Origin of the sequence: Streptomyces cinerochromogenes (assembly GCF_014648635.1) — a bacterium.
GTDB classification, from domain to species: Bacteria; Actinomycetota; Actinomycetes; order Streptomycetales; family Streptomycetaceae; genus Streptomyces; species Streptomyces cinerochromogenes.
The window spans coordinates 109,674-131,481 of record NZ_BMRM01000013.1 but is presented as its reverse complement, the minus strand read 5'-3'; the positions used below and the strand labels follow the sequence as shown (position 1 = coordinate 131,481).

Annotated in this window: 21 protein-coding genes and 1 pseudogene; 12 read left to right on the top strand and 10 right to left on the bottom strand. The window is 73.6% G+C overall.

Going from position 1 to position 21,808, the window contains the following annotated elements:
* Entirely contained in the window at positions 1-414 is a 414-nt protein-coding gene (locus IEZ20_RS24790; RefSeq protein ID WP_189302470.1) for an arsenate reductase ArsC, read from the bottom strand.
* A gap of 109 nt (positions 415-523) precedes the next feature.
* On the opposite strand from IEZ20_RS24790, the gene IEZ20_RS24785 reads away from it, so the two are divergent.
* A complete protein-coding gene (locus IEZ20_RS24785) occupies positions 524-856 on the top strand; it encodes an antibiotic biosynthesis monooxygenase family protein (protein WP_189302468.1) in 333 nt (110 codons plus the stop codon).
* 230 nt (positions 857-1,086) lie between these two features.
* Here the strand turns inward: IEZ20_RS24785 and IEZ20_RS24780 are convergent, their stop codons facing one another.
* The 3 genes from IEZ20_RS24780 to IEZ20_RS24770 all read right to left on the bottom strand — a co-directional run bounded on the left by IEZ20_RS24780 (position 1,087) and on the right by IEZ20_RS24770 (position 5,487).
* Positions 1,087-2,703, bottom strand: a complete 1,617-nt coding sequence (locus tag IEZ20_RS24780) for an MDR family MFS transporter (protein ID WP_189302466.1) — start codon at positions 2,701-2,703, stop codon at positions 1,087-1,089.
* 125 nt (positions 2,704-2,828) lie between these two features.
* A complete protein-coding gene (locus IEZ20_RS24775; protein WP_189302463.1) occupies positions 2,829-4,037 on the bottom strand; it encodes a glycosyltransferase in 1,209 nt (402 codons plus the stop codon).
* 127 nt (positions 4,038-4,164) lie between these two features.
* Entirely contained in the window at positions 4,165-5,487 is a 1,323-nt protein-coding gene (locus IEZ20_RS24770; RefSeq protein ID WP_189302461.1) for a UDP-glucose dehydrogenase family protein, read from the bottom strand.
* Positions 5,488-5,777: 290 nt separating this feature from the next.
* On the opposite strand from IEZ20_RS24770, the gene IEZ20_RS24765 reads away from it, so the two are divergent.
* Complete coding sequence (locus IEZ20_RS24765) at positions 5,778-6,443, top strand: TetR/AcrR family transcriptional regulator (RefSeq protein ID WP_189302459.1); 666 nt, start codon at positions 5,778-5,780, stop codon at positions 6,441-6,443.
* 54 nt (positions 6,444-6,497) lie between these two features.
* Here IEZ20_RS24765 and IEZ20_RS24760 read toward each other — a convergent pair whose 3' ends face one another.
* Positions 6,498-8,903, bottom strand: coding sequence for a glycoside hydrolase family 65 protein (locus IEZ20_RS24760; RefSeq protein WP_189302457.1), 2,406 nt, complete (start codon positions 8,901-8,903; stop codon positions 6,498-6,500).
* Between the two features lie 54 nt (positions 8,904-8,957).
* Complete coding sequence (locus tag IEZ20_RS24755; protein ID WP_189302455.1) at positions 8,958-9,833, bottom strand: universal stress protein; 876 nt, start codon at positions 9,831-9,833, stop codon at positions 8,958-8,960.
* Between the two features lie 546 nt (positions 9,834-10,379).
* On the opposite strand from IEZ20_RS24755, the gene IEZ20_RS24750 reads away from it, so the two are divergent.
* The 9 genes and pseudogenes from IEZ20_RS24750 to IEZ20_RS24710 all read left to right on the top strand — a co-directional run bounded on the left by IEZ20_RS24750 (position 10,380) and on the right by IEZ20_RS24710 (position 19,645).
* Positions 10,380-11,030: a CBS domain-containing protein gene (locus tag IEZ20_RS24750; RefSeq protein WP_189302453.1), complete on the top strand. Its 651-nt coding sequence runs from the start codon at positions 10,380-10,382 to the stop codon at positions 11,028-11,030.
* Between the two features lie 105 nt (positions 11,031-11,135).
* On the top strand, positions 11,136-12,005 hold the full coding sequence (locus tag IEZ20_RS24745; protein ID WP_189302451.1) for a universal stress protein: 870 nt from the start codon (positions 11,136-11,138) through the stop codon (positions 12,003-12,005).
* Positions 12,006-12,090: 85 nt separating this feature from the next.
* Positions 12,091-13,557 (top strand): annotated as a pseudogene (locus IEZ20_RS24740) (bifunctional aminoglycoside phosphotransferase/ATP-binding protein).
* Positions 13,558-13,632: 75 nt separating this feature from the next.
* Complete coding sequence (locus IEZ20_RS24735; RefSeq protein ID WP_189302449.1) at positions 13,633-14,661, top strand: alcohol dehydrogenase catalytic domain-containing protein; 1,029 nt, start codon at positions 13,633-13,635, stop codon at positions 14,659-14,661.
* A gap of 163 nt (positions 14,662-14,824) precedes the next feature.
* The gene (locus tag IEZ20_RS24730; protein ID WP_189302447.1) at positions 14,825-16,009 is read left to right on the top strand and encodes a 4Fe-4S dicluster domain-containing protein; all 1,185 of its coding nucleotides are present in this window, start codon (positions 14,825-14,827) and stop codon (positions 16,007-16,009) included.
* Entirely contained in the window at positions 16,006-16,824 is an 819-nt protein-coding gene (locus tag IEZ20_RS24725; protein ID WP_189302445.1) for an FAD/NAD(P)-binding protein, read from the top strand. The genes IEZ20_RS24730 and IEZ20_RS24725 overlap by 4 nt, the downstream gene beginning before the upstream one ends.
* 175 nt (positions 16,825-16,999) lie before the next feature.
* The gene (locus IEZ20_RS24720) at positions 17,000-17,881 is read left to right on the top strand and encodes an NADH-quinone oxidoreductase subunit B family protein (protein ID WP_189302726.1); all 882 of its coding nucleotides are present in this window, start codon (positions 17,000-17,002) and stop codon (positions 17,879-17,881) included.
* Positions 17,823-19,169, top strand: a complete 1,347-nt coding sequence (locus IEZ20_RS24715) for a Ni/Fe hydrogenase subunit alpha (RefSeq protein ID WP_189302443.1) — start codon at positions 17,823-17,825, stop codon at positions 19,167-19,169. The genes IEZ20_RS24720 and IEZ20_RS24715 overlap by 59 nt, the downstream gene beginning before the upstream one ends.
* Entirely contained in the window at positions 19,166-19,645 is a 480-nt protein-coding gene (locus IEZ20_RS24710; protein WP_189302441.1) for a hydrogenase maturation protease, read from the top strand. The genes IEZ20_RS24715 and IEZ20_RS24710 overlap by 4 nt, the downstream gene beginning before the upstream one ends.
* Before the next feature lie 27 nt (positions 19,646-19,672).
* Here IEZ20_RS24710 and IEZ20_RS24705 read toward each other — a convergent pair whose 3' ends face one another.
* Positions 19,673-19,885, bottom strand: coding sequence for a hypothetical protein (locus IEZ20_RS24705; RefSeq protein ID WP_189302439.1), 213 nt, complete (start codon positions 19,883-19,885; stop codon positions 19,673-19,675).
* Between the two features lie 256 nt (positions 19,886-20,141).
* Between IEZ20_RS24705 and IEZ20_RS24700 the strand changes: the two genes are divergently transcribed.
* Positions 20,142-20,585 (top strand): universal stress protein, encoded by a 444-nt coding sequence (locus IEZ20_RS24700; protein WP_189302437.1) that lies wholly within the window; start codon positions 20,142-20,144, stop codon positions 20,583-20,585.
* A gap of 30 nt (positions 20,586-20,615) precedes the next feature.
* Here IEZ20_RS24700 and IEZ20_RS39850 read toward each other — a convergent pair whose 3' ends face one another.
* The 3 genes from IEZ20_RS39850 to IEZ20_RS24690 are packed head-to-tail and all read right to left on the bottom strand — an operon-like array spanning position 20,616 to position 21,807.
* Positions 20,616-20,927: a TrkA C-terminal domain-containing protein gene (locus IEZ20_RS39850; RefSeq protein WP_229896248.1), complete on the bottom strand. Its 312-nt coding sequence runs from the start codon at positions 20,925-20,927 to the stop codon at positions 20,616-20,618.
* Positions 20,900-21,274 carry an NAD-binding protein gene (locus tag IEZ20_RS39845; protein ID WP_229896247.1) on the bottom strand — a complete coding sequence of 125 codons (375 nt, stop codon included), beginning with the start codon at positions 21,272-21,274 and terminating at the stop codon, positions 20,900-20,902. The genes IEZ20_RS39850 and IEZ20_RS39845 overlap by 28 nt, the downstream gene beginning before the upstream one ends.
* Positions 21,271-21,807, bottom strand: coding sequence for an NAD-binding protein (locus IEZ20_RS24690; protein ID WP_189302434.1), 537 nt, complete (start codon positions 21,805-21,807; stop codon positions 21,271-21,273). Before IEZ20_RS24690 ends, IEZ20_RS39845 begins: the two co-directional genes overlap by 4 nt.
* Position 21,808 lies beyond the last annotated feature (1 nt).

Below are 21,808 nucleotides of genomic sequence, written 5' to 3'. Positions count from 1 at the left end.
TCAGGCAGGCGCGATCTCGGTGATCAGCTCCTCCACCCGTGCCTTGATCTCGTCGCGGACCGGGCGCACGGCGTCGACGCCCTGGCCGGCCGGGTCGTCGAGCTTCCAGTCGAGGTAGCGCTTGCCGGGGAAGACCGGGCACGTGTCGCCGCATCCCATGGTGATGACGACGTCGGACGCCTGGACGGCTTCGGTGGTGAGGATCTTCGGGGTCTCGGCGGAGATGTCGATGCCGGCCTCGTTCATCGCTTCGACCACGGCGGGGTTGACGGTGTCGGCGGGGGCGGAGCCCGCCGAGCGGACCTCGATGCGGTCGCCGGCGAGGCGGGAGAGGAACGCGGCCGCCATCTGGGAGCGGCCGGCGTTGTGGACGCAGACGAAGAGCACGGACGGGCGCGCGGCGGAGGCGTTCATGAACAGGGACTTTCCCGGGAGAGCGGATGGGTCGGGAGGCGGTGGCCACCGAAGGATCTTGTCAGTAGCCTTGGCGTCCTGTGCGCCTCACCGAGGGAGGGCTCCTCGCATGACCACCTCGTTCGTCCGCCCCCAGCCGCCATACTACGCGGTGATCATCACCACCCGGCCCTCCACGGATCTCGAAGGCTACACGGCGATGAGCCGGCGCATGGCCGAACTCGGTGAGGCACAGCCCGGCTATCTCGGCCGCGAGTCGCTGACGGACGAGGACGGCCGGGACCTCGTCGTCATCTACTACGCGGACGAGGCGTCCATAGCGGCGTGGAAGGCCCACCCCGAACATCTCGAAGCACAGCGGCTCGGACGTGACCGCTGGTACTCCTCCTACAGCGTGGAAATCGCCCGGGTGGAGCGCGCCTACTCCTTCAGCCGCGACTGAGGGACGGATCCGCGGCACCGGCTGACGCCGACACCGGGCACCTCTCACCGCTGGAGGCACCCGACCAGGTCGCCGCGCACATCGGCGCGTTCGTCGCCCGGCTGTAGGCGCGGCACTCCGGCCGCACATCCCCTCGCGGAGTGATCGGCCGTCACTGCATGTGCCGTTTCGGCCGCGGAACCCGGCAGGCGAGAGCGCGCCGTCGGGCCACCACGGCGGCCGCCCGCGGGCTACTCGTCGGAGAGCGTCAGGTCGGGAACCCTCCAGGACGCGATCACGAACGCGACCAGGGCCACCGCGGCACCGGTGAGGAAGACGACGCGCATCGAGGCGACGTACCCCTCCAGGAACGGCAGCGCCGCGCCCCGGTCGAGGGAGTGCAGGAACGCCGAGTCCTCCAGGTCGACACCGCCACCGGGACGCAGGACGCCCGCGAGGGCGTGGGCGTTGTCGGGCCGGGCCAGCAGACGGCGGTAGGCGGGGTCGTGGCGGGCCTCGGCCAGCCGCTCGGATATCCGGCCGGCCGCCGTGGAGAACAGGACGGAGAGGAAGGCGGCGGTGCCGACCGTGCCGCCGTTGGACCGGAAGAAGTTGACCGACGCCGTCGCCGCGCCCATCTCCGTACGGGGCACCTCCGACTGCGCGAGCGTGGTGAGCGTCTGCATCGACGCACCGAGCCCCGCGCCCATCAGCGCCATGCCGAGCGCGGCGTACCACAGCGGGCTGTCCACCCGCAGGGTGGCGAAGACGAGCATCGCGGCGGTCAGCGAGCCGACACCCGCGACGAGATGCACCTTGAACCGGCCGGTCCGCGCGATCAGCCGACCCACCAGCAGCGTCACGGCGAGGTTCGCGGCCACGGTGGGAAGGGTGGCGAGCCCCGCCGTCATCGGGCTCATGCCGCGCACGATCTGGAGGTACAGCGGCAGTGTCGTCATCGCACCGAACATGCCGATCCCCACGACGAAGTGCAGGGTGACGCCCAGCCGGAAGGCGCGGATGCGGAACAGCCGCGGCGGCAGCAGCGCGGTGTCACCCTTGCGCCGTTCCACCAGTACGAAGACGACGAGCCCCAGCACACCGACGGCGTACATCAGCAGTGCCCGGGGTGAGCCCCACCCCCAGGTGCGGCCCTGCTCGGCGACGGTCAGCAGCGGGATGATGCCGACGGCCAGGGCCAGCGCTCCGGGGTAGTCGAGCCGGTGCCGTACCCGTCGGTGCGGGAACCGCAGAACGCGGACGATCGCCACGGCGGCCACCGCGGCGAGCGGCACGTTGGCCAGGAAGATCCAGCGCCAGCCGTCGATGCCGAGCAGCGTGTCCCGGTCCGCGAGGGCCCCGCCCGCCAGCGGCCCGACGATGCTGGCGCCGCCGAACACGGCCATGAAGTAGCCCTGGTAGCGGCCTCGTTCCCGAGGGGTGGTGATGTCGGCGACGATCGTCATCGCCAACGACATCAGCCCGCCGCCGCCGAGCCCCTGCACGGCGCGGAACGCCGCGAGTTCGTAGATCGACGTGGCGCATCCGCACAGCAGGGAGCCGGCCGTGAACAGACCGATCGCGGCGAGGTAGACGGGCCGGCGGCCGTGGAGGTCGGAGAGTTTGCCGTACAGCGGTGTCGCGATGGTGGCGGTGATGAGGTAGGCGGTGGTCACCCACGCCTGGGCCGTCAGCCCGTGCAGGTCGTCGGCGATGGTGCGCAGCGCGGACGCGACCACCGTCTGGTCCAGCGCCCCCAGGAACATGCCGAGGACCAGACCGGACATGACCGTGGTGATCTGCCGGTGGCTGAGCCGCACGGGCGCGTCCCCGGCGGCGCCCTGGCGCCGGGTGTCGGAGGAGGTCACATGTCGTCCTAGAGGTGGGGGCCTTGGGGTCTTGCCGGGGGNNNNGGGGGGGAGAGGGCGACCGGTGTCAGGGGGCCGTGCCCGTCTTGCGGGTACGGCCCCCCGTGCACCGGGGAGCCCGGGGACTATCCGGCGATGCCGCCCAGGTCGGTGACCGCCTGCCCGACGTCCGGCAGTGTCAGCATCTCCAGCTGGGCCGCCCGGGCCCGGGCCCGGGGCGCGGGGTCGGCGAGCAGCTCGCGGCACACGCCGGCGATGCCCCGCGCGCTGCGGTCGGTGATGCGGCGGCCCACACCCAGTTCCTCCACGCGCTCCGCGTTGGCGTGCTGATCGCCGAAGTGCGGCAGGACCGCCACCGGCGTGCCGGTGCGCAGGGCCTCGCGGATGCTGTTGAACCCGCCGTGGGTGACGAACAGGTCCACCGACTCCAGCAGCAGCGGCTGCGGTACGCGTTCGGTGACGTGCACGTGCCCGGGCAGCCCGCCGGTGTCCAGGGGGATGCCGGAGGTCGACACGACAACCGTGCAGTCGCCCAGTTCGGCCGCCGCCCCCGCGATCGCGCGCAGGCTCTCGGCGGTGTCCGGCATCTTCACCGGCGACGGGGCGGTCCGGTCCGCCGTGTGCTCCTGGAACGTCGGCAGGGCGGTGCCGATCGCGGCGTACACCAGGGGCCGGTCCGTGGGCAGTTCCGCGGCCCACCGCGGCAGCACCCCGCGCCGCTCGACGTCCACCGTCTGCCGGTACGACCAGGCCGGCGGCAGGTGCCGGGAGAAGGAGAAGGCGGGTGGTACGTAGTCGACGCGACCGTGCGGTACGACGGACAGCGGATCGTCCCGCTCCGGCAGCCCCAGCTCCTGCCGCCGCTCGTTGAGCAGCGGCAGCACCTCGGAGGGGTCCATGATGTTGCTGAACCCGGAGGGCGTCGGCAGCTGCGGCACACCCAGGAGTTCGGCGGTGAGTACCGCGCTCATGTCCATGCCGTCCCGCAGGATCAGGTCGGGGCGGAACTCCCGGGCGAGGGGGAGGAGGATGTCCAGGTGCGGCTTGACACCCGGCCCGGCCAGGGCCCGCATCAGCAACCGGGACAGCGCCGGCGCCGGCTCGGTCAGGTCGATGGTGTCCGGGAGTTCGGCGGCGTACGGGCTGATCATGGCGAGCGGGTCGAACCGCGGTAAGACGGCGTTCACCGTCACGTCGTCGTCACGGAAGACGGGCGCGAGGGCGTCGGTGGTGACCACCAGCACCTGGTGCCCGGCCTCGGCGAGGGCGCGCAGCAGGGGCAACTGGGCGCGCCCGTGGGACGGACTGCCGAGCGTGGTGCAGAGAACGCGCATGAGCTGGGCCTTTCTCTCGATGGACAGGTGGGGTGCACAGGGAGGGGGTGTCGGGGCGGCCAGGACGGCCGGCGGCGGCCCGCCGGCCGCCCCGTTCCCGCCTCGCGGCAGTCGAGCGGCTCCCGCGTCAGCCCACCCGCGCCGCGGTGCTCGCGCGTCCGATGCCCTGCAGGGTCAGCCCGGCCCGGGCGAGCAGGTCCGCGTCCAGGAGGTTGCGGAAGTCGTAGACCTCGTGGCCGGTCATGCGCGCGGCGATCGCCGCCCAGTCGAGGTCCCGCAGTTCCGGCCACTCGGTGAGGACCACGCAGGCCGCGGCCCCCTCGGCGGCGCGCACCGGGTCCTCGGCGAGTTCGACCAGATCGCTCAGGTCGGGCCGCTCCTCGTGCAACGCCGGGTCGTACGCGACGAGTTCGGCGCCCCGGTCGCGCAGCAGCCGGGCGACGGCGAGGGCGGGCGAGTCGCGCAGGTCGGAGGTGCCGGCCTTGAAGGTCAGGCCGTACAGGGCGAGCCGTACGCCGTCCAGCGAGGCGCCCTCATCACGCCCGCACGCCGCGGCGACGCGCTCGACGAGCTGGCGCTGATGGGTGACGTTGGTGTCGATGGTGGCGCGCAGCAGCGGGAAGTCGACGCCCGACCGTTCGCACACCGTCAGCAGGGCGTGGGTGTCCTTGGGCAGGCAGGAGCCGCCCCAGCCCGGCCCGGGCCGCAGGAACGCCGAGCCGATGCGCGGATCGCGCCCGATGCCCTCGGTGACGTCGGCGATGTCGGCGCCCAGGCGTTCGCAGAGGGTGGCGAGGTTGTTGGCGAACGACAGCTTCATGGCGAGGAAGAAGTTCGCCGCGTACTTGGTGAGTTCGGCGCTCGCCGGGTCGGTGAGCACCAAGGGCGCGTCCAGGGCGGAGTACAGGTCGGCCACCTGGCGGGCGGCGTCCCGGTCGGCGGCGCCGATCACGATGCGGTCGGGGTGCAGGAAGTCGTGGACGGCGCGGCCCTCGCGCAGGAACTCCGGGTTGCTCACCACGGTCACGTCGGCCCGGCCGAGCAGTTCGGCGACCCGTTCGCAGGTGCCGACCGGCACGGTCGACTTGTTCACGACGACACAGCCGGGTCGCAGCACCTCGCGGATCTGCCCGGCGACGGCCTCCACGGCCGCGAGATCGGCCGCGCCGCCCGCTCCCATCGGTGTGGGCAGGCACAGGAACACCACGTCGGCCCCGGCGACGGCGGCCGCGGTGTCGCCGGTGAACTCCAGCCGGCCCGCCTCCAGGGCGTCCCGTACGGTCTCCGGCAGACCCGGCTCCAGGATGTCGACCCGGGCCTCGCGCAGCCGCTCGACCTTGCGCGGGTCGGCGTCGGCGCACACCACGGAGTGGCCCAGGGAGGCGAGGCAGGCACCGGTGGTCAGTCCGACGTAGCCGGTTCCGATCACGGCGACATGACGTGCAGACACAGAAGATCACCATTTCCGGTCGGTGGGGCCCGCGCGCGGCGGCGTGGGCACGCGCGTCGAGGACGTGCGCCGCCGTGCCGTGCGGGCGACCTGGAACGGGCCGACCCCGTCGTACGGCCCGGTACAGCGAGTTCTCAAGTCATCAAGCGTTGACCTGCCTCAGGTATCGCATGCGGCGCGAACACAAGTCAACGATTGGTGACATCGGTCGGTGACTTTTGAGACAGGCGCTCCAGACTGGAACATGGGGCGGACGGCGGGACGTTCGCAGAGACGAAAGGTGCGGTGACGTGACGGGAGCACACGACGGCGAGGCCTCGAAGGCGGGGGCGTGCCGGCCTGCCCACAGGCGCTCGGCCTCGCGCACGCGCACCGCGCTCAGGGCCGCCGCGGCGTTCCGCTTCGGCAAGTACGGCTACGAGGGCACCAGCGTGCGCGACATCGCGGGCGACGTGGGCGTGGACGCCGCCCTCGTCTACCGCTACTTCGGCTCGAAGGAGGCGCTGTTCAACGACGTGACGGGCACCGACAAGATATTCGAGCCGCTGCTGCGGGAGCCGGTCGAGACGATCCCCGACTGGTTCTGCGCGCTGCTCCTGGGGGCGCCCAAGGACGGCGACTTCCCGCATCCGGTGCTGTCGGTGCTGCGGTCCTCCGGCAGGGACGAGGCCGTCGCCCGGCTGCGGGCGGACTTCACGGAGGTGTTCACCAAGCGCCTGGCCTCCCGCCTCGGCGGCCCCGACGCCGACCTGAGAGCGGAACTCCTGGCGGCCTGGATGCTCGGCACCAGTCTGATGCGTACGGAGATCCGCCCCCCGGCTCTGCTCTCGGCACCGGACGCCGCCCTGGAGCGCTACCTGCGCGCGGGGATCGAGGTCCTGCTGGGCCCCGCACCGCAGCCCGACGCGGAGACCTCCGAGGCCGGAAACGGGCAGTGCGACACGGAGGAGCACTGACCCGGGGCGCGAAAGCCGGAACAGCAACCCCGGATGCGCCGATGACGCGTTCCGTCAGTCCTCCCGGGGTGCCAGTGCGCGAGTCTCCCCGGGCGCGACGGTCACGGCGCGGCCGGCCAGCACCACACGGATCGGAGTCTCCTCCGAGTGGGGCACACCGATCTCCAACCGCCCGCTCCGGCACCGCACGCTGACACCCCAGTGGCCTCGGTAGCGCAGCGAGAAGCCGTACTCGGACAGCGCCGGAAGCGGCACCGGGTCCAGCCACAGGGCGTCCTCGCGCGCTTCCAGGCCCGTCAGGCCGCGCTGCACCAGGTCGAGGGTCCCGGCCATGGCCCCGAGATGGATGCCCTCACCGGTCGTACCCCCCTGGATGTCGGCGATGTCCGCCTCCAGGGCCTCGCGGGCGTACTGCCACGCCTCGGACCGCCTGGCTCGCGCGAGGACGAACCCGTGGACGACCTCGCTGAGGGTGGAGCCGTGACTGGTGCGCCGGAGGTAGTAGTCGACGGTCCGGCCCCAGGTCTCGTCGTCGAGTCCGTACCCGAGACGACGGAACAGGTGCCGCAGCTCGGCAGGCGGGAACAGGTAGCCCAGCATGAGGACGTCGGCCTGTTTGGACGCCTTGTAGCGGTTGACCGTGTCGCCCTCGGCCTCAAGGATCCGGTCCAGCCGGCGGATGCTGTCGTAGCGGGCGCGGTAGGCCTCCCAGTCCAGCTCGGCGAGGACGTCGTAGCCCTCGAACTGGCTGATGACGCCCTGGTGGAACGGCACCCGCAACCGCCGGGACACCTCCGCCCACTTCGCGAGTTCCTCGCCCTCCAGCCGGACGCGGTCGCAGAGTTCGTCGCGGCGCCACGCGGGCAGGCGCCGCAGGAGGTCCAGGGCGCGGGTGAGGACCCAGGCGGCCATGACGTTGGTGTACGCGTTGTCGTCCAGCCCTGGCCGGGCGGCACCCGGATAGGCGTCGTGGTACTCGTCGGGGCCGACGACGCCGCGGATGCGGTAACGACCCGTACCGGGGTCGAGGACCGCCAGGTCGGCCCAGAACCGGGCGATCTGCAGCAGCATCTCCGCGCCCTTGCTGTGCAGGAACTCGGTGTCCCCGGTGGCTTCCCAGTACCGCCACACGTTGTAGGCGATGGCGGAGCCGACGTGGTGCTGGAGCCGCGAGTGGTCGGGCAGCCACCGGCCCGAGCGGGGGTTGAGATGCCACGCCTGGGTCTCCTCGCGACCGTCGCTGCCACTCTGCCACGGGTACATCGCGCCGGCCCGGCCGGCCGCGGCGGCCTCCCGGCAGGCCCGTGGCAGGCGCCGGTACCGGTAGTTCAGCAGAGCGCGGGAGACCTCCGGGAAGTGCAGGTCGAGGTACGGCAGGACGAACAACTCGTCCCAGAAGACATGGCCCCGGTACGCCTCGCCGTGCAGGCCCCGGGCGGGAACCCCCACATCCAGGTCCGCGGTGTGCGGGGAGAGGGTCTGCAGGACGTGGAAGAGGTGGAAACGCAGGATGCGGCCGGCCTCGCCGGGCACCTGGATGTCCGCGCGCCGCCACAACCGTGCCCAGGCGGCGGCATGGGAGTCCAGCAGGGCGGGGAAACCCGCGGCCGCGGACACCCGGTCGACCGCCTCGCCGAGCGGGTCGCCGATCGCCGTGTCCCGTGAGGTGTGCAGGGCCACGGTCTTCTCCACGGTGACCGGGCGGCCGGGAGCGATCGGGACGACCAGGTGGTGGAGCGCGCGGTGGCGGGCCGGACGAAGCACCGACGAGGCAGGAGCCCCGTCGGCGACCGTCGTCCGCGCGGCCAGCGCGACCGTGACGTCCGAGGTGCGGGTCCGGCAGCTCAGCCACACCGTGTGGGGCTCCTCGGCCCCGGTCCGCACAAGGGTCAGATGACGGCGGTCGAGAGCGCGGTACCGGTGCACGTTGCCGTTGATGACCTCGCCGTCGAGGCCGGACTCGATCTCGATCTCCCCCGACCAGTCCTCGGCCGTGAAGACCGTGCGCAGCGAGGCCAGGTGAGGGTCTCCCATGTGCACCAGGCGGGTCTGCTCGACGCCGAGCACCCCCGCATCCCCGCCCTGGTGGCGGAAGGTCCGGGTGAGCGTGGCGCGGCGCAGATCCAGGGTGTGCCGGTGGTCCGGCAGGGCGTGCGCGTCGGGCGAGAACCACGGGCCCCACGTTCCCTCGGCGCGGCGCCGACGGAACCGGAAGGGCAGCCAGTTCGGGAGGTTGACCAGGTCCTCGTTCACCACCTGCCGTCCCGCCACGGTCGACACCAGGCGGTTGTAGCACCCGGCGGCGTAGGTTCCCGGGCAGTGCACCAGACCCGCCCGGCTCTCGGGAACCGCGCCCCGCGTCGCGAAGTAGCCGTTGCCCAGGGTGCAGAGGGATTCACGCAGTCGCTCGGCGGCGGGGTCGTAACCCGTCCACTCCCAGGTCCACTCCGGCTCCGCCACCTTCTCCCTCTCCTCCGTGGGCCGTGATGGGGTCCGCGTACGGTCCGGCCGGCTTCAGCCCGGCTGGGGGACCACGGCGACCGGGCACTCGGCGTGGTGCAGCAGCGTGTGGGCGACCCTGCCGAGTTGCAGACCGAAGTGGCCGTGCCGGCGCGCGGCACCGACGACGACCAGGTCGGCTTCGGCCGATGCCGCCAGCAGGACCCGGTGGGCGGGGCCCTCGGCCGGCCGGCGACGGATGTCGACCTGTGGGTTCTCCCGTACGGCCGTGCGCAGCGCGTCGTCGAGGCCGGTGGCGGCCCGCTCCTCCCGTAGCCGGGCCGCGTCGTCCGCGATCAGCATGTGGTCGACCGGTTCCTGGGCAGGGTTGCGCCAGGCCCGCACGGCCGTCAGGGTTCCGCCGCGTACCGCGGCCTCGCGGACGGCGAACCGTACGGCCCCCGCGCCGCCGCTCGCGTCACCGATCCCCACCACGACGCGCCCGAAGGCTCCCCGGCGGTTGGGTTCCGCGCCCCGGACGACGACGACCGGGCAGACGGCGCGAGCCGCCACCGCGAGGCTGACGGACCCGAGCAGCATCCCGGCGATCTCGCCGCGCCCGCGTGCGCCCGTGACCAGGGCGAACGCCTCCGGCCCCAGCCGCAGCAACGCCGACTCGGCATCCGCGGGCAGCGCCGTGCCGGAAACCCTGAGCCCGGGATCGCGACGCCGGGCACGCTCCACGCACGAGGCGACGATGTGATCGGCCATGACCTCCCCGGCCGGGCGGCCGGTGCCGAAGGACGGTTCGGATCCCTCGTAGCTCTCCCACAGGGAGGCGTGGACGAGGTGGAGCGGCAGCCCGTGCCGTGCCGCTTCGTCGACCGCCCAGTCGACGGCCGCGAGACTGGAGTCCGATCCGTCGACGCCCACGACCAAGGGGGGTTCCATCGCCGTCACCGCCTTCCCCGTCCGGTCGCCGGGGCTCCTGTGAATACCGTCGCACTGCCTGCCCGGCTCCGCGACACGCCACCGGATCGGGACAGACGGCGGCCTGGCGCGCGGCCCGGCCCGAGGTTGCCCGAGGCCGCCTCCCGGTGCTGCCCGAGGCAACGGCCGAGCCGGGGCCTCCGGAACGCCCGCGTCGGTGCGGGAGGGGATCGCCACGCTCCGCGCCCCCGTCCACGACACCTCCCTCATCCGGGTCGCGGAGCGCCTCGTCAGCGGGGTGGAGGGCGGGGTGGGCGTCGCGTCGCGGTTCACCGGCGCGGGTTCCGTTTCCGCACCGACCCGGCGGGTAGCGCCGCCGGTCTTCGTCGTCGCGGCTCGCGGCTCGCGGCGCCGGTCGCCGGGCTTACGGCACCGGTCGCCGAGGTGAGTTCGCATGATCGCCGCACTCTCCGCAGAATGGTGCTGTATCCCACCCGCCGCGCGGGCCGGCCCGTCGCGGGGCGGCGGCCCCGTCCGCACGGTGGGCGTCCGGACCCGGGAGGCACCATGCACCACCGAACGGTCGAGGAACTCATGACCCGGGACGTCGTCCGGGCACGGCCTGACACGCCGTTCAAGGACCTTGTCAGGCTGCTGGAGGAGAACGACGTCACCGCCGTACCCGTGGTGGACGAGCTCGACCGTCCGGTGGGCGTGGTGTCCGAGGCGGACCTGCTGCGCAAGAGCGCCGACCAGGCCGATCCCTCGGGCAGGACCCCCATTCCCCGTCTGGAGGCGTGGGAGCGGGCCAAGGCCGAGGGGGCCCGGGCCGAGGAGCTGATGTCCGCTCCCGCGGTGTGTGCGCGGCCCGAGTGGACCGTGGTCGAAGCCGCCCGGCTCATGGAGGTCCAGCACGTCAAGCGGCTCCCCGTGGTGGACGAGGCCGATCGGCTCCTGGGCATCGTCAGCCGCGGTGATCTGCTGCGGGTCTTCCTGCGCCGGGACGAGGCCATCCGCGAGGAGATCACCGGAGATCTCCTGCGACGCACACTGGCCGTCGACCCCCGGGACGTGACGGTGGAGGTCCACGACGGTCGGGTGACCCTCACCGGGACCGTGGAGTACAGGAGTCTGATCCCGGTCATCGAGCAGTTGTGCCGAGGCGTCGACGGCGTGGTGTCGGTGGCCGGGCACCTGGACCACCGGACGGACGAGTGACGCCGCGCGCCACGCCCGTCCGCGTGCGCCGCGTCCACGACCGGAGGATCCTCTGAGGGGAGAGGCGCGCCGCGCCCGGTCAGGCAGGGGACGGAGGCCGCCGCCGTGCAACCAGTCGTCACCGTGGGGCTCGACGGCTCCCCCGAGAGCCTGGCCGCCGCGCGGTGGGCCGCCGACGAGGCCGAGACGCGGGGGCTCCCCCTGCGGCTGCTGCACGCGTGGCCGACGCTCGCACCGGAACCGGCTCGCCTCCCCGGGGAAGCCGAGCAGAACCGCGCGGCGAGGCGCCTCCTCGCCGCCGCGGAGGCGGAGCTGCGGGCAGCCCATCCGGACTTGTCCGTCGTCGGGAGCCTGGTCGCCGACGACGCGGAGCACGCCCTGCTCGAAGCCGCCGCGGAGTCGGAGGTGACCGTCATCGGCTCCCGGGGCCTCGAACCCGCCGAGAGCTACTTCCTGGGAGACGTCGGCCTGCCTGTCGTGGCGCGGGCCCGGCGGCCCGTGGTGCTGGTGCGCGCCGGCACCACGGAACAGGAGGCACCCACGGCACCCGCGGGCCGGGTCGTCGTCGCCCTGAAACTGCACGGATCCTCCGACGACCTCCTCGACTTCGCCTTCCGCGTCGCCGCGGCGAGGAGCGCCCCGCTCCTGGCCGTCCACGGACACGGTGCCCCGCCGCACGCACGTCTGCCCCAGGAGGCGGACCACGGCACCGACGAGCACAGGACACGGGACCCGCGCGACCGGCTGGACGACGCGCTGGCCCCGTGGCGGGCCAAGTACCCGCAGGCCGACGTGGCCGGCAGCGTCCGAAGCGACGCTCCGGAGAGGGCCGTCGTGCAGGCCGGTGAGGGCGCCGTACTGCTCGTCGTGGGCCGGCGGCGGCATCGTGCCGGTCCGGCGCCCCGCCTCGGTCCGGTGGCGCAGGCCGCCCTCCACCACGGGCGCTGCCCCGTCGCGGTCGTACCTCATGACTGACCCCGGCTTCCGCGCGTCGCGGGCCGGCGCCTCCGGCCGGCGGCAGGGTGCCCGCCACGACGGCGAGCCTCCGGTGCGCGCCGGGGTGCACGAGACCCACACCGCGGTGCTGTTCTTCCTCGGCGACCGGGTCTACAAGGTGAAGAAGCCCGTCGACCTGGGATTCCTGGACTACACCACGGTCGCCGCGCGCCGGGCCGCGTGCGAGCGGGAGGTCACCCTGAACCGCCGGTTCGCCCCCGACGTCTACGTGGGCCTGGGCGAGTTCCGCGGCCCCGACGCGGCGGAACCCGAACCCCTCGTGGTGATGCGCCGCATGCCGGAGGACCGCCGCCTCTCCCAGCTCGTCCGGGCGGGGGCCGCCGTGGACGACGTCCTGGGCACCGTCGCCCGGCACCTGGCCGCGTGGCACGCGGCCGCTCCCCGCGGCCGGGACGTGGACGAACAGGGCACGCGGGACGCGCTCTCGGCACGGTGGGAGGCCGGCTTCGCACAGGTGCGCACGCTCGCCGCGGAGCCCGACCGCCTGGCGGAGACCGAGCAGCTGGTGCGCCGCTATCTCGCCGGTCGCAAGCGGTTGTTCGACGCCCGCATCGAGCAGCGGCGCGTGGTCGACGGCCACGGCGACCTGCTCGCCGAGGACGTCTTCTGCCTCGACGACGGCCCGCGCGTCCTGGACTGCCTGGAGTTCGACGACCGCCTGCGCTACGTCGACGGCCTGGACGACGCCGCCTTCCTCGCCATGGACCTGGAACAGCTCGGCGCCCCGGAGGCCGCGGCCTGCTTCCTCACCCGGTACGGCGAGTACTCCGCGGACCCCGCGCCGCCCTCCCTCTAGCACCACTACGTCGCCTACCGCGCCTTCGTGCGGGCCAAGGTCTCGGTGATCCAGTCCCGCCAGGGGGCACCCGGCGCCGAGGCGGCGGCACACCGGCTCGCCTCCACGGCACTGCGGCACCTGCGCGCCTCCGCCGTCGCCCTCACCCTCGTCGGCGGACTGCCCGGCAGCGGCAAGTCCACGCTCTCCGGCGCGCTGGCCGACCGGCTCGGGGTCACCCTGCTCAGCAGTGACCGCCTCCGCAAGGAACTGGCGGGCATCCCGGCGGAGCAGCCGGCCGCGGCCCGCTACGGGGAGGGGTTGTACACGCCGGAGTGGACGGCCAGGACGTACGCCGCCCTCCTCGACCGCGCGGACCTGCTGCTCTCCTCCGGCGAGTCGGTCGTCCTCGACGCCACCTGGTCCGATGCCACGCAGCGCGAAGCCGCCGTGCGCCTGGCCGAACGCACCAGCGCCGACCTGGTGGCCCTGCACTGCCATGTGCCGGGCGACGTGTCCGCGGCCCGTCTGCGCACGCGCTCGGCCGGTGTGTCCGACGCCGGCGCCGAGATCGCCACCGCCCTGGCGGCCAGGGAACCGCCGTGGCCCGGGGCGGTCCCGGTCGACACCAGCGGCGCGCTGGAGTCCGCGGTCGCCCGGGCGCTGACGGCCGTACGCCCGTGGGGCGCCGGCCAGGCACCGGTCTTCCGCCGCCCCTACATGGAGCCCGACTGAGTCCCGGGGGCCGCCGTGTTGCCCGGGGGCACTGCGCGGGTGACCGTGGAGATGGGGGGCGAGGGAGTGAATGCGGTGCGAGCGCTCGTCTACCACGGCCCGGGACACACCTCCTGGGACACCGTCCCCGACCCTGTGATCGAGGAGGCGACCGACGCCGTCGTCCGGGTCGACGCCACCACCGTCTGCGGAAGCGATCTGCACATCAGACGGGGCCACTTCCCGGAGGTGAAGCCGGGGACGGTACTCGGTCACGAGGCTGTCGGCGAGGTGGTGGAGGCCGGTGGAGAGGTCCACCACCTGAGCCCCGGCGACCAGGTGATCGTGTCGTCCGTGTCGGCCTGCGGTGACTGCGCGGAGTGCCGCGAGGCCAGGTACGGACAGTGCCGCGGGGGCGGCGGCTGGATTCTGGGCAGCCTGATCAACGGCACCCACGCCGAGCTGGTGCGCGTGCCGTTCGCCGACCACTCCACCACGCGGCGCCCGTGCGACCTCCGGCTCGACGACGCGGTGCTGCTCGCGGAACTCCTCCCGACCGCCTACGAGGTCGGGGTCCGGAACGGACACGTCGGGCCGGGAGACACCGTCGTCGTGGTGGGTGCCGGCCCCGTCGGCCTGGCCGCGGCGGTCGTCGCACGGCTGTACTCGCCGCGCAGGGTCATCGTCGTGGACCTGTCCGGCGCTCGCCTGGAGGCCGCCGCCCGGGTGGGGGCGGACGCCGCCGAGTCGCCGGGGAAGGTGATCGCCGACCTGGCCGAGGGGCCGGGCGCCGACGTGGCCATCGAGGCGTCGGGCGATCCGGACGGCTTCGTGCTGTGCACGCGGGCCGTCCGCTCAGGAGGGCACATCGCCAACATCGGCACGCACGGCAAGCCGGCGACCCTGCACCTGGAGTCGCTCTGGCGCAAGAACGTGACCATCAGCATGGGCCAGGTCGACACGTCCTCGACACCGTGGCTGCTGGAGCTGGTGAGGTTCGGTCAGCTGCCCGTCTCCGCGTTGGTCACCCACACCCTCGGTCTCGACCACATGGAAGACGCCTACGAGGTCTTCGGGCACGTCGCCGGCACCGGCGCGCTCAAAGTCGTGCTGCACCGCGAGTGAACCACGGCCGGACGTCGAGGAGGACCCGTCGAGGAGGACCAATGGACCCAGGGGATGCCCACATGGCACTGCCGGCGCGGCGCCGTACCGGCAAGGATGCGGTAAGGGGCCCGAGGGGACGGCGGGGTCCCTGCGCCGTCCCCTGTGCTGAAGGAGGCCGGTCATGAGCGCCGACGCCGAGGTGGACGCCTCCCGGTCGCCCGCGTCCGAGGGGCTCGTCATGGGCAAGGACGGCATGGCCGCCCTCGTGGAGGTGCTGGTCCGGCGCGGTTTCACCGTGATCGGGCCCACGGCGCGGGACGGCGCCATCGTGCTGGCGGAGCTGCGCTCGGCCGACGAGCTTCCGTACGGATGGGGCGTGGAGCTGGAGGCCGGCCGGTACCGGCTGCGGGAACGGCAGGACGGCGCGGCCTTCGCGAACGCGGCGGGCCCCCAGTCGTGGAAGTCCTTCCTGCATCCGCCGCGGGTGCGGGAGTGGACCGCCGACCGGGTGGAGGGGGAGCTGGTGCTCCGGGCCGACAGCCCCGCCCCGCCCCGGTACGCCTTCCTCGGCGTACGCCCCTGCGACCTGCGGGCCATCGCCGTACAGGACCGGGTGCTGACCGGCGGGGCGTACCGCGACCCCGGCTACGAGGGACGGCGCTCCGGGGCCCTGCTGATCGTGGTCGAGTGCACGGAACCCGGTGCCACCTGCTTCTGCGTCTCGATGGGCACCGGTCCCGCCGCCGGCCCGGGCTACGACCTGGTGATGACCGAAGTGGCCGATGCGGACGGGCACCGCTTCTGGGTCCGCAGCGGAAGCCGGGAGGGCGCGGAGATCCTCGCCGAACTGCCGGCCCGCCCGGCCGACCCGGAAACCCGCGAGACGGCCCGCGCGGGCGTCACGGCCGCCGCGGACCGGATGGGCCGGACCATGCCCGAGGCCGACCTGCGGGAACTGATGGCCGGCACGCTCGACGCGCCCCGCTGGGACGACGTCGCGGGACGCTGCCTGACCTGCGGCAACTGCACCATGGTCTGCCCCACCTGCTTCTGCACCACCTCCGAGGACGTCACCGACCTCACCGGCGACCACGCGGAGCGCTGGCGGCTCTGGGACTCCTGCTTCGACCTGGACTTCTCACACCTGCACGGCGGCCCGGTCCGCGCCTCCTCGCGCAGCCGCTACCGGCAGTGGATGACCCACAAGCTCGGCACCTGGTACGACCAGTTCGGCTCGTCGGGCTGTGTGGGCTGCGGACGCTGCATCGTGTGGTGCCCGGTGGGCATCGACATCACCGAGGAAGCGGCCGCCCTGTACGACTGGACACGGTCCGGGCGGCCGGATCCCGGACCGGAACCGCCATGACCACCGTGACGCCCCCACTGCCGTACCGGGTCGCCGACGCCTGGGCCGAGACCGCCGACACCCGGTCGATCGAGCTGGTACCGGCCGGAGGGGAACTCGCCCCCTTCTCCGCGGGGCAGTTCGCGATGATCTACGCCTTCGGGGTCGGCGAGGTGCCCGTCTCGGTCAGCGCCCTGCGCGGCCGTCACGGGGGCCTCGTGCACACCGTGCGCGCGGTGGGAGCGGTCTCCACCGCCCTGTACCGGCTGCGTCCCGGTGACAGCGTCGGCCTCAGCGGACCCTACGGCACCGGCTGGGACCTCGAAGCGGCCGCCGGTCACGACGTCCTGGTGGTGGGCGGCGGCATCGGTCTGGCCCCGCTGCGGCCGGTCGTCCACGAGGTCCTGGCCCGTCCCGCCGCCTACGGCCGGCTCGCCGTCCTGGTGGGCGCCCGCACCCCCGCCGACCTGGTCTACCGGGACGAGATCGAGAGCTGGCGCGGTCGGGCACGGGTGGAGGTGACCGTCGACCGCCCCGGCCCGGGCTGGCCGGGCGCGGTGGGCGTGGTCACCACGCTCCTCGACCGTCTGGACCTGTGCCCCGGACGGACCTGCGCGCTGGTGTGCGGACCCGAGGTGATGATGCGGCACACGGCACGCGACCTCGTGACGCGGGGCCTGGCCCCGCAACGCGTCCAGGTGTCCTTGGAACGCACCATGCACTGCGCCACCGGCCACTGCGGTCACTGCCAGCTCGGTCCGCTCCTGCTGTGCCGGGACGGACCGGTCGTCGGGTACGACCGGGTGGCATCCCTGCTGCTCGTGAGGGAGCTGTGACATGGCCACCGCCCCCGGACCGGCCACCGCCCCCGGACCGGCCACCGCCCCCGGACCGGCCACCGCCCCCGGACCGGCCACCGCCCCCGGACCGGCCCCCGCCCCCGGACCGGCCCCCGCCCCCGCGCCGGCCACCCACCCCGGACCGGCCACCGACCCACGGCCGACGCTCGCCGTGTGGAAGTTCGCCTCCTGCGACGGCTGCCAGCTGACCCTCCTCGACTGCGAGGACGAACTCCTCGGCCTCACCGAGCGCGTACGGATCGACCACTTCCTGGAGATGACCCCCGCCGAGGGCGCCGACGGGGAGCGGGCGCCGCTGGCGGGCCGGGGACCGTACGACCTGTCCCTCGTCGAGGGGTCCGTCACCACGGCCGAGGACGCCGAGCGGATCCAGCACGTCCGCCGCATCTCCCGGTACCTGGTGACCATCGGGGCCTGCGCCACCGCGGGCGGCATCCAGGCGCTGCGCAACTTCGCCGACGTCCGGGAGTTCGTCGCCGCGGTCTACGCACGCCCGGAGTACATCGCCACGCTGGAGACCTCGACACCGATCTCGGCGCACGTGCCGGTCGACTTCGAACTGCGCGGCTGCCCCATCGACCGCCGCCAGCTCCTCGAAGTCGTCACCGCCTACCTGGCCGGACGGGCACCCCGGATACCGGGCCACAGCGTCTGCTTCGAGTGCAAGAGGCGCGGCACCACGTGCATCACCGTGGCCCACGGCACCCCGTGTCTGGGCCCGGTCACGCACGCGGGATGCGGTGCCATCTGCCCGGCGTACGGACGCGGCTGCTACGGCTGCTTCGGACCGTCGGACACGCCCGACCTGCGCTCGATGATCGCGCAGCTGCGCCGCGACGGGATGAGCGAGCGGGACGTCCAGCGTGTCTTCCGCACCTTCAACGCCGCGTCGCCGGAGTATGCCCCCGTACCCGAACTCGCGGCCGGGGAGCAGCAGAGCCCCGGCCGGCCAGGACACGCCCGGAAAGGCTCGCATGAACCCTCACGGAACCCGCGTCCTGCGCCTGGACGCGCTGGCCAGGGTGGAAGGTGAGGCCTCCCTCCACCTGCGCGTCGACGGGGACACGGTCACCGAGACCCGGCTGCGCATCTACGAACCACCGCGCTTCTTCGAAGCCTTCCTGACCGGCCGGGGCCACACCGAACCCCCCGACATCACCGCCCGCATCTGCGGCATCTGCCCGGTGGCGTACCAGATGAGCGCCTGCCAGGCGATCGAGAACGCCTGCGGCGTCACGGTGGACGGCCCCCTCGCGGACCTGCGCCGCCTGCTGTACTGCGGTGAGTGGATCGAGAGCCACACCCTGCACATCCACCTGCTGCACGCTCCCGACTTCCTCGGACGCGCGGACGTCGTGGCACTCGCCCGCGACCAGCGCGCCGCCGTCGAGCGCGGCCTGAGGATCAAGCAGACCGGCAACGCGATCCTGGAACAGCTCGGCGGCCGCCCCATCCACCCGGTCAACGTCCGGATCGGCGGCTTCTACCGGACCCCGGCACCGGAGGAACTCCGTCCGCTCGCGCAGCGGCTGCGACAGGCCCGGGAGGACGCCCTGGAGACCGTCCGCTGGGTGGCCGCGTTCGAGTTTCCCGACGCGGCCTGCGACCACGACCTGTTCGCCCTGCGCGACCCCGGCCGCTATGCCATCGACACGGGAACGCCCGTGGTCATGGCCGCTGACGGCAACGGCCGCGCACCGAGCGACATCCCCCTGGCCGACTTCGGACAGCACGTGCAGGAACGCCAGGTACCGCACTCCACCGCCCTGACCGCCACTCTCGACGGCCGCCGCTTCCTGACCGGTCCCCTGGCCCGGTACGCCATCAGCGGCCGGTGGCTGCACCCCGCGGCCGCCGAGGCGGCGCGGGACGCCGGACTGGGCGACCCGCTGGCGGGCGCGGTCTGCGACAACCCGTTCCGCAGCATCGTCGTACGCGCCGTCGAGGTGGTGCACGCCATCGAGGAGGCCCTGCGGATCATCGGCGGATACGAACGGCCACCCCGGCCGGCCGTCGAGGTCCCGCCACGCCGGAGCGCCGGCGCCGGGGCCACCGAGGCACCGCGTGGGCTGCTGTACCACCGCTACGCCCTCGCCGAGGACGGCACGCTCACCGAGGCCCGCATCGTCCCGCCCACGGCCCAGAACCAGACGGCCATCGAGGAGGACGTGCGCAGGACGGTCCAGGCACGCCTGGACAGGGCCGGCCCCGCCGCCGACGACGAGGAACTCACCCACCTGTGCGAGCGGGCCATTCGCAACCACGACCCCTGCATCTCCTGCGCCGCCCACTTCGTCGACGTGACCGTGGAGCGCACATGAGCGGCCGGGTCGTGGTGATCGGCGTGGGCAATCCGCTGCGCGGTGACGACGGGGTCGGACCGGCGGCCGTGGAGGGCCTGCGGGGCCGTGTCCCCGACGGCACCGTGCTGACGGTCAGCGACGGCGAACCCGCCCGCATGCTCGACCTGTGGGACGGCGCCGACACGGTGGTCGTGGTGGAGGCGCTCCGGGCAGGCTTGGCCCGGCCGGGGCGGCTGCACACCCTCACGGCGGCGGACGCCGCCTCCCGGACCGCGGGTACGGCGAGTACGCACGCGCTCGGCCTCGGCGCGTCCCTCGCGCTGGCGGAGGCCCTCGACCGGCTGCCGCCGACGCTCGTGGTGCACGCCGTGGAGGCGGCCGACGTGGAACTGGGGGCGCACCTGAGCGAACCGGTACGGTCGGCGCTCCCCGAGCTGATCGACCGGGTGGCCGCTTCCGTACGACAGGCCCACGGACGGGACGGCGAACAGTAGGGCCGACCGGACGCGTGGGCCACGCCCTCACCCGAAGAGACTGCGGACCCGGATGGTCTCCACCCGCCGCCAGGTGCCGTCCGGCAGCAGCATCCGCTCACCGTTCGCGCTGCGGGCACGCGCGCGGGACGAGCCGGCCGCGGGGGGCGCGGCCCGCCGCCGGGTCTGCCTGGCCGACGGCAGCACGGTGCCGTAGCAGGCGCGCTTCGCCTGCCGGCCAGCCCCGGTGCGCTGCTTCATCCGGCCCTCCGTCCAGCGGGGAAGTGAGGAAGACCGGTGCCGGGACCGTCGCCGGTGACGGACCCCGGCACCGCTCCCCGGGTACCCGCCTCGCCGCGAGCCGAACGGCACCGAACGGCACCCGGGGGATCCGGTCCCGGCGTCCGTTCATGCCGCCGGATGCGCTCCCCTGGCGCTCCGGCGCCGGGTCCCGCAGCGTGGGGAGCAGAGGCGGACCGGCCCGGTGGGCACAGGCACCGAAGGAGAGGTGGGACGCATGGCAGAGGATGTCTCCGAGCGCCGGGTGGTCGTCGGTGTCGACGGATCGCAGTCCTCGTACGAGGCCCTGCGCTGGGCCGTGCGCTACGCGGGACTGGTCGGCGCAGCCGTGGACGCCGTCGCGGTGTGGGAGCTGCCGGGTCTGTACGGCTGGTCGGGGCCCGCCGTGGACATGGACGTCGACGAGGAAGAGACCCGCGAGAAGATGAGCCGGGAACTGACCGACGTGCTCGGCCCGGACGCCGCAGGGTCGGTCCGCACCCATGTGGTGCACGGCAATCCCGCGGACGTGCTGCTGCGAGCCGCCGAAGGAGCCGAGGTCCTGGTCGTCGGCAGCCGGGGAAGGGGCGGGTTCGCGCGCGCCCTGCTCGGTTCCGTCAGCCAGCACGTGTCGCAGCACGCGAGCTGCCCGGTCGTGATCGTGCGCTCCGGGAAGCGGTGAGCCGGGGTCCGGCGCCTCGCCGGGACGGGCTCACTGGAACGCCGCGTGGATCTCCTGCTCGGTCGCCTCGTGCGACACGAGCAGGAGTTCGTCACCGGGAAGCAGCCGCAGACCGGGGCTGGGATGGGTGGGCCGGCCCTCGCGTACGACGGTGGCGACCACGGTGCCGGCGGGCAGGGCGATCTCGCCCAGCGGGTGCCCCGCGGCCCGGGACCGTTCGCTGATGGCGGTCTCGATGACCTCCACGCCCGCCTTGCTCAGCCGCAGCAGCGCCACCGTGTCCGTGGCACCGGTGGCCTCCTCGATCAGGGAGATCAGCGGGGTCGCCGCGGGTACGGCCACGTCCACCCCCCCCAGCGCTGGTCGAACAGCCAGGCGTTCTCCGCCTCGTTGACACGAGCGGCCACCCACCCCACCCCGAACCGCCGCTTCGCCAGCAGACTGATGACGAGGTTGTCCTCGTCGCGGCCGGTGGTGGCGAGGACCAGGTCGCAGGCGAGGGCCCCCGCGTGCTCCAGCAGGTCCCGATCGCACGCGTCCCCGGCCACCAGGCGTACGTGCGGGAGGCTGTCGAGTTCGGCCACGCGGTCGTCGTCGTACTCGACGAGGGTGACGTCGTTGCGCGCGGCGGAGAGCACCTGGGCGATCTGTGTGCCCAGCCGCCCCGCGCCCGCGATCAGCACCTTCACGTGCCCAGCTCCTTGTCGAGAAAGCCGCCCAGCCGGCCCAGCGCGGTCGCGGTGACGCTGAAGGTGACGAGATCGCCGGACTCTGCCAGGACCCCGTGGGCGGGCAGGAGCGAGCGTCCGGCGCGCGTGATCTCCACGACCCGGATCTCCCCGTCGACGTCGAACTCGGTGACCTGCCGTCCGGTGAGGCGGACGCTGGAGATCGTCGGGATCCCCAGTTCCCGGCAGACATCGGCGCGGTGCGGGTCCTGGATGCTTGCCAGGACGATCGGCACCCGGTACGTGTCCTTGGCGGTCCGCGCGCTGACGATGTTGCCGTTGTCCCCGGAGGTGACGGCGACGAAGGCGTCCGCGTGGACGATCCCCGCCGCCTCCAGCACGGCCCGGCTGAAACCGTTGCCGACGTGGAAGGCGCCCGGAAAACCCGGTGACAACATCTGCCGCGCCTTGGGCCGCCGGTCGATGAGCCGTACGTCATGGCCCTCGGTGACGAGCTGCGCGGCCAGGTTGGCGACGAGGCTGCGGCGGGTCACG